This is a genomic window from Flavobacterium sp. (genome assembly GCF_044338735.1).
Taxonomy (GTDB): Bacteria; Bacteroidota; Bacteroidia; order Flavobacteriales; family Flavobacteriaceae; genus Flavobacterium.
The window spans coordinates 1-13444 of record NZ_JBIIWV010000053.1 but is presented as its reverse complement, the minus strand read 5'-3'; the positions used below and the strand labels follow the sequence as shown (position 1 = coordinate 13444).

Below are 13444 nucleotides of genomic sequence, written 5' to 3'. Positions count from 1 at the left end.
GTTGGGATTTTTAATTTGGTGTCATTAACAGGAATGGTATTTTCCTCACTTATTAATTCTGCTCCATTAATATTATAAATAATGGTCGCTATTTTTCGCTCATTCTCAGAACTCAATGTTACTTCAGGATGATACGTTAGACCAGCATTTAAATCTAATTTTGAATTGATTTTAGTTTTATACAAAAACCCTGTATTTAAAGAAATTCCACTGATTTTGGAATTGTTTTTTTCTCTACTACGCAATTGTAAAACTAAAGGAGAATAAATAGACTCTACATATTCTGTGGTAATATCTCCAAAATTATATCCCAGATCAAAACCAACACTTAATTTTTTTGTGATAGTATATGCCGCTCCAAAATAAAGTTTATTAATATTTCCATTTCCTAAATTCAAAATACTTCGTTCTGTATTGTCAGTTTGAGTAGCTGTGTTTGCTATTTTAAAACCAACAGCCGAATAGGGCATTATTCCGAAAGTAAATCCAAATTTACCATACGGAAAACCAATGGCTAAATAATCAATATTTGTGCGTTGTGCTTTTTCGGTAACTTCGTTTGTATTAAATTTTGAAAAAGATGAATTTGCTCCAATGGTAAATGCAGTAGTTTTTAATTTTGAGAAAGAAGCCGGATTTGCTATATTCAATTGAATACTATCATTAAAAATACTAACTCCACCCATTGCTCTTACGTCGTGAGTTCCTTTAAACTTGATTTCGCCTAAGCCATAATATGAATAAGGAGATGCCGTATTGTCTTGAGCCCAAGAAATTGAAGAAATTAGTAGTAGTACTAACGCAGAAATTTTTTTAATCATTTTGATTTATATAAGTTGATAAAAGACGTAAACTTTCTAGTAAGAAATTTGAATTGGCAAATATGGTGCTTTTTAATCTTTTAGCCAAAAATTCTGCGTCTCCTCCTGTTAAAATTACTGTTAAATCCTGATATTTATGAAAATATTGGGAAATAAAGCCCTCAATTTCATAGGTTAATCCATTGATAACACCGCTATGAATTGAATTTTCGGTTGAATTTCCTATGAAAGTTTCAGTACTATTTAATTCTAATAAAGGTAGGTTTTGAGTATAATCATTTAAACTTTTATACCGTAACGCGATACCTGGCGAAATTGCTCCTCCTAAATAGTTATTTTCCTGATCAATAAAATCATAAGTAACACAGGTTCCAACATCAATAACTAACCTATTTTTCTTGGGATACTTTAATGTTGCTCCGGCAGCAAGTACCATACGGTCTATACCAAGGGTTTTTGGTGTGGTGTAGTTATTCGTAAAAGGTAATTTTATAGTATGATTTATAATTTGTAGTTCAACATGCTTTTGTAAGGTATCCAAAACTTCAGCGTCTAATTTCCCAACTGATGAGAAGATGGCACTTTTAATTTTTGGATATTTTATGAAAATTTCAGAAAAAATAAGAACGGCATCATTTTCACCCATAATAAACAATTCTACTAGGGTATCTTCTTCAAATACAGCCGCTTTAATTCTAGAATTCCCAACATCAATAGTTAAAAGCATATCATGGTTTTTAGTTTGGCAAATATACAAATTGATTTTTTTTAAAAATTGTTTTGGATTATATAAAATAGATTCTATATTTGCACCCGCAATGAAAAGGTAGCAGTACCTAAAAATCGCAAGGTACCTTAGCTCAGATGGTAGAGCAATGGACTGAAAATCCATGTGTCCCTGGTTCGATCCCTGGAGGTACCACAAAAAATATTCCTAATCACTTATAAACTAAGTAATTAGGAATTTTTTATGGTCTTTAATTAGTACTTTATAATTATTGATACCTATTTTTAAGTTATATTTTATTCATTATCAATAAATTATGCTGTTGTAGCTGCCAAAAAACCGTTGATAATTGTAGATTTTTGTCTATATTTTAAATAATTTTTTTGCTCTGACTTACAATAAAAAATTATTCTTTTTTATACTTAAAATATTCATAATAAATATATTATGAATTATTAAATTTCTTTTGACTTACTATTTTTACAATTTTTTTTTATAACTAGCTAATAATAAGTAACTTATTTTTGCTCGATTATTTACAAAATTGGATTAATTAAAACCCTAATAACTAACTTTAAATCAATTATTTTATGAGTGAGATTTTTACTCGTCTGAATGACACGATTAGGAAAACAAAGTATTTGTGTTTCCTAATGCTTGCGAGCTCTGCGATGCAAGCCCAGACCAAGTGGTATGTAAATGACAACTCCACGAGTGGAGACATTTACACAACCGCTATTGGTAACGATGCTAACGCAGGAACATCTGCTAGTGCACCAAAATTAACTTTAGGCGCTGCTTTTACAGCTGCTGCTGCTGGTGACATTATTTATGTCGACAAAGGAACCTTTACGGGTTCAGGTAACATGATGTTTACTTTTAACAAAGCCATTACCATTATTGGTGCAGGAACTGGAAATACTATTTTTACCAGCCATACCAATAATCGTTTTGCTACAATTGCCGCAAACAACGTAAGTATTCAAAACTTACAATTGTATGACTTTTTCTTAGGATCAGGAAACGGACAAGTGTTGTTAGTAAATACCAACATTACTGGTTTTAAATTGACCAATGTAGTAATGAAGAAAAATTTCGGAAATGCTACTACGGGAGAAAGTATTTATTTATCTAGTGGTTCAAGCTCAACATTTGACGGCTTATTTTTTAGTTGTTCAGGATTTAATGGGGCTTCGGGAGGAGCAATTAAAGTGAATTCTTGTAATTTAATCGTTAAAAATTCAGCGTTTTCACAATCACGTGATGCAGATGGTAAAGGGGGAGCAATTGAAATCTCTGGGACAACTTCTGTAGTGACTGTAGATAATACTTCTTTTGATGGCAACTCGGCTATTGCCGGAGGTGCTATTGCACAAAATGCAGGAAAACTAACTGTAACTAACTCGTGTTTTAACAGAAATTACATTCAAGGTGATTCTAGTGCTAACACAAATGGAGGAGGGCATTATTATGCCGCGAGTACAGATGTGAATTTATTAGCAAGCTTTACCAATTGTAAATTCCAAGGGGCTTTCTTTTGTGCAACTACTAATCCAACTGGTTATGTTTGCCAGTTCAGTTCTAACACTTCAAATGATGGTGCCGCAATTTCTTTAAGAGGAAGTGTAGGTACTTTTTCATTTGATACGTGTTTCTTTGACAATTCAAATATGCCAGCATACAATTTTGACAATGGTTTAGATTTTTATGTGCAACCTAACAGTGCTTTATTATTGACCATTAATAATAGTAAATTTGCAAATGACTTAACAAATTTTCATTCAGATGCAAAAAATATCTATATTGCAGGTACTTTAAATAATACTTCTCAAAAAGTAATTGTTACTAATTCTGGAGCTTCTGCCACTGCAAATCGCGATGGAATTACAGGAAATAACTTTTCATTATTTGGAACATTAACTACTGGAAGTAATTCATTAACAGCTACAGCAGACGCAACAGCTAGTTGTGGTACAACCATTGCAGGATGTACAATTGCAGTAAACTGTGCTACTGAAGCTAATGCACCAGTAATTACGGCTTGTGCACCAAATCAAACGTTGTCTTCTTGTTCAGGTACATTACCAGATTACCGTCCATTAATCGCAGCTTTTGATGATTGTGATTTTACAATTTCTCAATCTCCAGCTCCTGGAACTTCATTAAGTTCTTTAGGAAATGGAAATCATACCATTACTTTTACAGTAAGTGACCAAAGTCCAAATAGCCCAAATGCTACTTGTACAATGGTTCTTTCTTTAAGTGGATGTTATACTTGTAACCCAACTTTATCATATCCAAATTCTGGAGTTTGTTCTGCAAGCACTGCTGTTACACCTACATTCAGCCCTGCAGGAGGAACTTTCACAAGTACAACAGGATTAACAATTGATGCTGCAACTGGAGTAATTACTCCATCAACTTCAACTGCTGGAAATTATACGATTACGTATACCCCTAATGCCTCATTTCCAACTTGTACTACAACAAGTACATTTACCATTACGGCTGCACCAGCGCAACCAACAATTGCATGTTATCAAACAGCTACGCTAAACGCTGCTACATGTGCTTGGGAAGTAACTGGAACGCAACCAGCACAACCAGCATTAGCTTGTTATCAAACGGCAACATTCAACACTACTTCTTGTGCTTGGGATGTAACAGGAACGCAACCGGCTCAACCAACAGTAGCTTGTTATGAAACTGCTACATTCAACACAACTTCTTGTGCTTGGGATGTAACAGGTACTCAACCAGCTCAACCTACAGTAGCTTGTTATGAAACTGCGACTTTCAACACCACTTCATGTGCTTGGGATGTAACAGGAACGCAACCGGCTCAACCAACAGTAGCTTGTTATGAAACTGCTACATTCAACACAACTTCTTGTGCTTGGGATGTAACAGGAACGCAACCAGCTCAACCAACAGTAGCTTGTTATGAAACTGCAACATTCAACACAACTTCTTGTGCTTGGGATGTAACAGGAACTCAACCTGCTCAACCTACAGTAGCTTGTTACGAAACTGCAACGTTTAACACAACTTCTTGTGCTTGGGATGTAACGGGAACTCAACCAGCTCAACCTACAGTAGCTTGTTACGAAACCGCAACGTTCAACACAACTTCTTGTGCTTGGGATGTAACTGGAACTCAACCAGCTCAACCTACTTTAGCTTGTTACGAAACTGCAACATTCAACACAACTTCTTGTGCTTGGGATGTAACAGGTACTGCATTAACAGCTTCTGCTACTGCAGGAACTATTTTATGTAATGGTGGAACAACTGATGTAACTGTTAATGTTACTGGTGGAACAGCTCCTTATACTGTTTCTCCTTCTCCATTAGGTTTACCTGTTGGACCACATCAATTTACAATTACAGATGCTAATGGATGTGAAACTACTGCTTCAGTAGTAATTACAGAACCAGAAGCTTTAATTGCAACTATTACTTCTTCTAATGGAACTAGTTTCTGTTTTGGAGAAACAAGTACATTAACTGCTTCAGAAGGAACTTCATATTTATGGAATACAGGTGCTACAACAGCTTCTATTTCGGTAAATACTAGTGGAACTTACTCGGTAACAGTTACTAATGCAAATGGTTGTGAAGCGGAAACTTCTTTAATCATCAATACAAATTACTGCAATTTTGCTTGTCCTACTATTGGTAACTTATTACAAAATGGATCTTTTGAAAACCCTTCAAATGGAGGTCGATACGGATTTGCACAAATGCCTTATTGGACAAATGCAGTTGATGGAAACAAAATTGAAATGATGGGTGCGAATTTATATTGCACTGGTTGTTGGACACCTCCTGCAAACGGTATTCAATTTGTTGAATTAAATGCAAATCAAAGAGGAAATATTCACCAAGATGTTACAGTATTACCAAACAAATCTTTAGAATTAAGCTTTATGCATAGAGCTAGAGAAAGTGCAGTTGGTATAGAAAAATTACGTGTAACTCTTTCTGACCCAACTAACGATAGTAATGTATATACATTTGATGTAACTGCAGTTCACGGAATTTGGAAAAAAATTACTGGAAATTATGTAACTGCTGCAAATCAAACTTCTGTTAGAGTGAGATTCCAAACTATTACATCATTAAGTCCTGGTAGTGGAAATTACTTAGATGATGTAATGTTAAATTATGTAGATTGTGGTCCGAATACCGCTACAATTATTGGTTCAAATTATATTTGTGAAGAAAATGATGCTACACTAAGTGTAACTAACGCTACAAATGCTGTAAGTTATTTATGGTCAAATAGTGCTACAACATCTTCTATTACGGTTGATCAACCAGGTAGTTATTTTGTGAAAGTTACGTTTGCAAATGGAACAAGCATTATTTCTGCTCCTTTTGTGGTTGGTGACTTCTTAACTAGTGCAGGTATTGATGGAGCGACATCTTTCTGCTCTGGCTCAACAAACACATTAACTGCAACAGGTGGTAGTATTTATCTATGGAATACAGGTGCTACTTCAGCTTCAATTAATGTAACAACACCTGGTACTTATTCTGTAACTATTTCAAATAGTAACGGATGTAGTATTGAAAAACAAATTGTTGTTACTACTTATGTATGTACGTATTGCCCGGCTTCAAACAATCTATTAGTTAATGGATCATTTGAAAACCCAGCAATAACATCATCTTGGGGTATAGTTTCTGTTCCAAGTTGGACAAACTTAGCAGACAATAACAAAATTGAAGTACACAAAAATGTATTGGGTATTCCTGTACCAAACGGAAGTCAGTATATTGAAGTAAATGGAAGTACTTATGGTAAAATTTACCAAGATGTTACTGTTTTAGCTAATAAATCGTTACAATTGAGTTTTATGTATAGAGCTCGTATGGTTGCAAATGAATCTATTAAAGTAACCCTTTTTGACCCAACAAATAACTCTAATATTTATTCGTTTAATGTAACGGCTACTCGTAATCTTTGGAAGAAAATTACAGCAAATTATAGTAGTGCACTAAACCAAACTAAAGTTAGAATTCTAATCGAAGGAGTAACAGGATTTTCAGCTGGAGCTGGAAATTTAATTGATGATGTTAATTTTAATTACTACGATTGTGCGAATAATAGTTCAGTAGTTATTGGATTTAATGAAATTTGTAATGGTTCATCTACAATTTTATCATTATTAAACAACAATAATATTGTTAGTTATTTATGGTCAAATGGAGCAACTACACCTACAATTTCAGTGAATCAAGTTGGTAGTTATAGCGTAACCGTTACTTTAAATGATGGAAGTAACCTTACTTCTTCAGCATTTAATGTGACTTCATGTAACGGATCGATTAATGGGAATAGAGAAACAGAAGGAAAAAAATTAGAAAAAGTAATAAATTACAACGTAATTTTATTTCCAAATCCTACTGTGTCGTCATTCTCTTTAAATGTTGTTTCCGACAACAATGAAATGATTGAAGTAAGCGTTTATGATATCCAAGGAAGAAATATTGAAAACAAAACATTCAATAAAGAGGACATCAATTCAATTAGAATTGGCGAGTCTTTACCAACTGGTATTTATAATGTAATAGTTAAACAAGGTGAGAATATTAAATCACAACGTTTAATTAAAAAATAATTAAAAGTTTTTCCCCTACATAATTATTAATGATAGAGAGGCTGTCAAATTTGACAGCCTCTCTTATTTTATTGTATTTCTAATTATTGAATTAAAGTTTTAGAAATTATATATTTTAAATAATTATTATAAATCAATTGCGACTCTTCGTACTTCTCAAAAATTTCGTTTTTTAATTTGGTAAACACTACTTTTTCATTAACAATATGTGGGTTTTTGGATACTTTAGTGATTGTCTTTAATATCTCTAATTCAAAATAACTAAATCTAAAATTTGGGCGGTATTTCTTTTGCAACTGGTTAATAAATTTTAATACCAAAACATAATTTTTAAGTTCGTAATGAATTACAATATTTAAAAATTCTGCTTGAATATAGGCTTTTGGGTGTTGATTGAATTGATATTCATTTAATATGGTATTTGCATATTTTAAAGCCAAGGAGAAATTCTTAATAGAAATATATGCCGCTGTAAAAAGATAGTACGTAGAAATTAAATAATAAGGCTCAACGTTGTATTTTTTCTGCATTAGAGCCGACTTGAGAAAGTCAAGAAGTATAAATGCTTCTGTGGTTTTATTGATGTACAACAAATGTTCTAGTTCCAACTGATTTGAATGAAGGAAAATTCGTTCTTCTGCCACTTTATTTTGCAAACTAATGATGGAATTAAATCCTTTTAATTTCTCTAAATCGGTATAAAAAACGGGGGAATCTTTTCTTTTGTTAATATCAATTATTCTGATGTAAATGGATATAAAATCAAGTGGATTTTCAAATTTATATTCCTCATTCTCTTCATAAATTGAGATTACTTTTCTTAAATAAATTAGCTCATTTTCTTTTTCGTTTTTAACCTTGTAATAATTAGCAAATATTAAATTATAAAAAACATTTGATTGAAGCGTTTTCAGTTCAAACTGTTTTTTATTTAAAGGCTTAATTACTGCTGTTTCAAATTCAAGTGTTAAATTTTCTATAGAAATTTTTCCTATTATATTTTTATAATTATAACTTTTATAATATAAATCGGTAATGATTTTTTTTTCTTTTAAATCATCAAAATAAATATCCAATTGATTATTTACTTCAATAGCTCCTAATAATCCCCTGGAATAGCCAACGCATTTTTTTTCCCAATTTAAAAGATCAGAAAGTAAATTTTTATTCTCTTCTGCAAGTTTAATTCGTTTAGTTTTTGAAATTAGATGCAAGCATTCTTCATAAAGTCCTTTGTAAAATAGAATTTCAATTGTGATTAAATTTTGTTTCATTCTTAAATCAGATGTTTTTTCAGAATGAAATTCATTTAAACATTTTAAAAGAATTTTGGTTAAATAATTAATATCCGAAGAGAAATTATTTGTTGAAAATTTATGTTTCTTTAATTCTACTTTAATAGACGAATTATCAAAAACAATTTGCTGATCAATTAAATCAAATAACAAAACATATTTATTTTGACCATTTAACACATGTTGCTTGCAATAAATTTTGAAATATCTTTTCTCATTCATTGAAAGCGACTTAATTATATTAAATATTGTGTTTTTAATAGCCATTTTGAAATCTAAATAATCATATTTTAAATTGTTCTTAAGATGAAACTAAATTACACTAAATATATTAAAAAACAATGATGATGCGTCAAAAGACACACCATCATTATTAAACTATTTAAAACTATTCTAGCTGCTTTTCAAAAGAAACATTGTCTCACGAAAAGTTGAATCAGCTATAGTTTTGTTATTATAAACTCACTTCTTCTATTGGCTTGATGCTCTTCTTCAGTGCATGGAATATCATCTGCACAACTATTCAATAATTGGGTTTCTCCATACCCTTTGCCTGTTAATCGATTTGGCGCTACTCCATTCTCTACTAACCACTTTATTGTTGATTTGGCTCGTCTTTCAGATAGGCTTACATTATATTTTGAAGTTTGACGACTATCAGTATGAGAACGAACATCTATTTCAAGAGTTGGATACTCTTTCATGACTTCCAATATTTTAGCTAATTCAACGGCAGCATCTGGACGAATATTTGATTTGTCTAAATCAAAATAAATGATATCAATACCTAATGTTTTTCTTAAATCTCTACCAACTTGTAATGGTTGTAAATTTGGTGTTAACTCAATTAAAATATCTGTAATTCCAGAATCTTTTGGAGTAATGACAAGGGTTTCCTTTGAAGCATATTCCTTTTGTTCAAATTGAATTCTGAATTTTGTTTCACACGCAACTTGACCAAAATCAAATTTACCATTTTGATCTGTGGTTAATTCATCGATTTTTACATAATTAATATCATACAATACAACTTTAACGCCAGGCATAAGTAATTTAGTTTCTGCATCAACTAGCAATCCTGTAATACTTTGTTGACAATCTTTTGGCACTGGAATTGTTTCAGTACATTTATAAATATCATCAAACCCTAAATTATCTTCTTTTCTATTAGAACTAAAGAAACCATTTTTAGAAGCGGTATCCATAATAAATGCAAAATCATCTGAATTACTATTTACAGGCGCTCCAACATTTTTGATTTTTCCATGTGTTCCATCTTCCTTAAGTTGCGTGATAAAAACATCCAATCCTCCTAGCCCAGGATGTCCATCTGAAGAAAAATACAATTCATTAGTATTTGAAATAAAAGGAAACGTTTCTCTGGCTTCAGTATTAATTGATCCTCCTAAATTAACTGGTTTTCCAAAAGCGCCATCAGAAAGTATTGCAACTTTATAAATATCCGAAAGCCCTTTGGTTCCTGGCATATTTGAAGAAAAATATAGTGTTTTCTCATCAGGACTTAAAGCAGGATGAGCACAATTATACTCGTTACTATTAAAAGGCAATTCAACAATATTATCCCAAGAATCTCCATTTTTAGTAGCTTTATACAATTTTAATAGTATGGTTTTATTACTATCCCTACCCTTTTTACCATTTAAAAAATTATTACGAGTAAAATACATCGTCAAGCCATCATTTGTAAATACGGGTGTTGACTCATGAAATTTAGAGTCAATTTTTTTTGAAAATTTCACCGGAGCCTCTAAGTTACCATTATCTGAAATAACAGCTCCATATAAATTAGTGTAAGATTGATTGGTCCAATTGTGTTTTTTTACAAAAACGCCTCCGGTATCTCTTGCAGATGTAAAGACTAATGTATTTTTATAAAATGAAGTTCCATAATCAGAATACTCCGAATTAATTCCTGCATTTTCAATACGATACCTTCCTGAATTCTTTTTAATTTCTTCTAAATAATTTGTTTGATTATTAGATAAAATTGCGCGTAAATCTGCACTATTAAGCTTATTAAATTGAGCCATTGTAGCGTCAGATTTTTGGTAATCACCAATCGATTTTAATGTTTGTGCATATCTAAAATAGTATTCTGTATCTACTTTCTCATTTAAAGAAAATAGCTGTTCATACCATTTATTTGCCTCATTGAGATTGGATTGAAAATAGTAAGAGTCGCCTAATTTACTAAACAATTCTACTGATTTATAGCCCTTATTGGCAACTTTTTCATATGTTTTTATAGCATTTACATAATGAAATTGATCATAATTTGCATCGGCCTTTTTAAGTTGTACTTTTTGCGAAAAACTAAAAAATCCAAAAATCAAAAAACAAACTAAAAAACTATTTTTTATTTTCATACTATTTATCATATTAGAAAAATCTTGGTGAAACAACTTTTTCTTGTTTTCCTTTAAATTCATATCTTAAAAAGAATTCGTGTGATCCCGAATTATAATTTGCTAATCTTGTTGTATCAGTATCGTAGGTATATCCAATAAACCAATTTTCATTAACTTGAAAACCAACCAAGCCACTCATAGCCGCACTCCATCGCCAAGCTCCTCCAACTACAAATTTATCATTAAACATGAAATTTGCAGTTAAATCAAGCTGTAAAGGTGAACCTGCAACAGACTTAGCCAAAAAAGCTGGTTTGAATTTTGTGGTTTCTGATAGATCAAAAACATATCCTCCAATAAAGTAATAATGCATCGCATCTTTAGCCACTGAAGTAGCATTATCATTAAAATGTTTGGTTTCTAAAATAAAGGGCACCGAAATTCCTGCATATAATTTATCGGAATGATAGTAAACTCCTGCTCCTATGTTTGGCGAAAATTGATTGTCAATATTGTTCTGAAATCGCGGATCATTTAAATCATATCTATTTAATTTTGTATAATCAACATTAAATAAACTAGCTGTTCCTTTCAAACCAAACGATAATTTATAATTTTCTGATGTATTTAAAGTATAGGAAAAATCTGCTGAAATAGTACTTTTATCTGAAGGTCCAATCTCATCTTGAATTACAGATACTCCTAATCCAACATTTGAATTATTAATTGGAGTGTGAATAGAAGCTGCCTTAGTAGTGGGCGCTCCTTCAAGGCCAACCCATTGTGCTCTATAAACACCAAATATACTCATAACGCCTCTTGAACCAGCATAAGCCGGATTTACATTTACGGTATTGTACATGTACTGAGTAAACTGTGCGTCTTGTTGCGCTTCAACATTTGAAACACCAAGTAGTACAAACAAAAAAAGTAAAATAATTTTGTTTAAACCTGATATATTATTAGTTTTTTTATGCATCATTTTTAATCATTTTGAATATATAAATATCCTATTTTTTGTTTATTTTCTTTTTCTGTACCATATAAATCATATTCATATTTTAAAATATACCAATAGGTTCCCGTAGGTAATTTTTCACTTCTTGACATAGTAGTCCTTCCGTCTGAAAATCCTTTAAATGAATTAGCAAAATTATCATAGCTAGATGTTTCATAGACTTTAACACCCCATCTATTATAAATTTCAACGGTATTGTTAGGATAACATTCAAGTCCTTCAATTCTAAAAGAATCGTTTAAACCATCTCCATCCGGTGAAACCGCATTAAATACTTCAACATCACATGCCAAATATACTGTTTGTGTAATTTCTCTAAAATTACCGCAAGAGTCTGTAGCTCTCCAAGTACGTTCTATTCTATATTTGTTAGTACAATCTCCTTCTATATTAACTTCATTATATGAAACAGTTGCGGTACCGCATAAATCTACAACATTAAATTCTTGTGGGGCTGGTATAGCATCACATTTTGTATATAATTCTGGAGTTCTAATTTCTTGATCAAAAGTTGGTGGAGTATTATCTTCAATTGTAATTTCTTGTGAATGCGTTTCAAAATTACCGCAAATATCTGTTGCTGTCCAGGTTCTTAAAATTGTTGAATTACTTGGACATGACCCTGCAATTGTTTGTTCTTCAAAATCAATTGTTACTATGCCATTACAATTATCTGATGCTGTCAATACTGCAGCAGAAGGCACAATTTGATTGCATTCTAATGTTAAATCTTGAGGCAATTGACCAATAAAATTTGGTTTAGTGTCATCTTGAATAGTTATGATTTGTGTAAAATTACTACTCAAATTAGAACATCCATCAGTAAAATTCCAAACACGTGTTCTGATATATGTATTTGCACACAACGTACTGATTGTTGTTGTATCTGTTATCAAATGAATTTGTAATGATGAAGTACAGTTATCGGTAGCTACAGGTACAGAAGCTAAAGCCGCGGAAATAGCTACAGCATCAGAACATTCTAAAGTTATATCTAAACTACCAACTGCTGAAGTAATAATAGGCGCAATTGTATCTTGAACGGTTATGGTTTGAACTAAATTTGTTACATTTCCTGCACAATCAGTCAGTGTATAAGTTCTAGTAACAACATAAGGATTTCCTGAACATCCAGTTCCCCCATTATTTGCATCCGCTACAGTTACGACAACCGAACCTGAACAGTTGTCAGCCTCATCTGTAACCGATGTAATATTTGCAACAGGTACTTCTGCAATACATTGAAATGTTAAATTTCCAGGTGCAGTTCCTGTTGGAGCGATATTATCATCAATTGTGTAAGTGTAAACCCAATCATGAGTAGTTCCTTCACAATCTGTAAAAGTGTATGTGTACGTTACATCTCCCTCACAAGTTGGAGCAGTTGAAATTACTGGCGCACTTGCTGTTAATGTAGTTCCACAATTATCTGTTACCGCTGGAACGTTTGGTGCTACTATGTTAGCCGCACATGCAACTGTTGAACCTTGGTTAGCTGGCATGGTGAAATCTAATCTTTCAATGGTGTAAGTGTAAACCCAATCATGAGTAGTTCCTTCACAATCTGTAAAAGTGTATGTATATGTT

6 protein-coding genes, 1 tRNA gene and 1 pseudogene are annotated in these 13444 nt (G+C 32.0%); 2 read left to right on the top strand and 6 right to left on the bottom strand.

Annotated elements, in window-relative coordinates; translation table 11 throughout:
• Both ACIQZC_RS05250 and ACIQZC_RS05245 read right to left on the bottom strand, forming a co-directional pair.
• A pseudogene (locus tag ACIQZC_RS05250) lies at positions 1-821 on the bottom strand (hypothetical protein); the annotation flags it as partial.
• Positions 814-1548: a type III pantothenate kinase gene (locus tag ACIQZC_RS05245; protein ID WP_396138187.1), complete on the bottom strand. Its 735-nt coding sequence runs from the start codon at positions 1546-1548 to the stop codon at positions 814-816. The pseudogene ACIQZC_RS05250 and the gene ACIQZC_RS05245, both read right to left, overlap by 8 nt.
• 122 nt (positions 1549-1670) lie before the next feature.
• Here ACIQZC_RS05245 and ACIQZC_RS05240 point away from each other — a divergent pair.
• A tRNA-Phe gene (locus ACIQZC_RS05240) sits at positions 1671-1743 on the top strand.
• Positions 1744-2138: 395 nt separating this feature from the next.
• Positions 2139-7175 carry a DUF642 domain-containing protein gene (locus tag ACIQZC_RS05235; protein ID WP_396138186.1) on the top strand — a complete coding sequence of 1679 codons (5037 nt, stop codon included), beginning with the start codon at positions 2139-2141 and terminating at the stop codon, positions 7173-7175.
• 83 nt (positions 7176-7258) lie between these two features.
• Here the strand turns inward: ACIQZC_RS05235 and ACIQZC_RS05230 are convergent, their stop codons facing one another.
• The 4 genes from ACIQZC_RS05230 to ACIQZC_RS05215 all read right to left on the bottom strand — a co-directional run.
• The gene (locus ACIQZC_RS05230; RefSeq protein ID WP_396138185.1) at positions 7259-8692 is read right to left on the bottom strand and encodes a hypothetical protein; all 1434 of its coding nucleotides are present in this window, start codon (positions 8690-8692) and stop codon (positions 7259-7261) included.
• A 218-nt stretch (positions 8693-8910) separates the two neighbouring features.
• Positions 8911-10857 carry an OmpA family protein gene (locus tag ACIQZC_RS05225; RefSeq protein WP_396138184.1) on the bottom strand — a complete coding sequence of 649 codons (1947 nt, stop codon included), beginning with the start codon at positions 10855-10857 and terminating at the stop codon, positions 8911-8913.
• A 13-nt stretch (positions 10858-10870) separates the two neighbouring features.
• Positions 10871-11821, bottom strand: a complete 951-nt coding sequence (locus tag ACIQZC_RS05220; protein ID WP_396138183.1) for a type IX secretion system membrane protein PorP/SprF — start codon at positions 11819-11821, stop codon at positions 10871-10873.
• Between the two features lie 2 nt (positions 11822-11823).
• On the bottom strand, positions 11824-13444 hold a 1621-nt coding region (locus ACIQZC_RS05215; protein WP_396138182.1), incomplete at its 5' end, for a gliding motility-associated C-terminal domain-containing protein.

Coding starts and splice junctions, on each gene's coding strand:
- ACIQZC_RS05230 (WP_396138185.1), bottom strand. CDS start 8,692: ATGAATGAGAAAAGATATTTCAAAATTTATTGCAAGCAACATGTGTTA.
- ACIQZC_RS05220 (WP_396138183.1), bottom strand. CDS start 11,821: ATGATGCATAAAAAAACTAATAATATATCAGGTTTAAACAAAATTATT.
- ACIQZC_RS05225 (WP_396138184.1), bottom strand. CDS start 10,857: ATGAAAATAAAAAATAGTTTTTTAGTTTGTTTTTTGATTTTTGGATTT.
- ACIQZC_RS05235 (WP_396138186.1), top strand. CDS start 2,139: ATGAGTGAGATTTTTACTCGTCTGAATGACACGATTAGGAAAACAAAG.
- ACIQZC_RS05245 (WP_396138187.1), bottom strand. CDS start 1,548: ATGCTTTTAACTATTGATGTTGGGAATTCTAGAATTAAAGCGGCTGTA.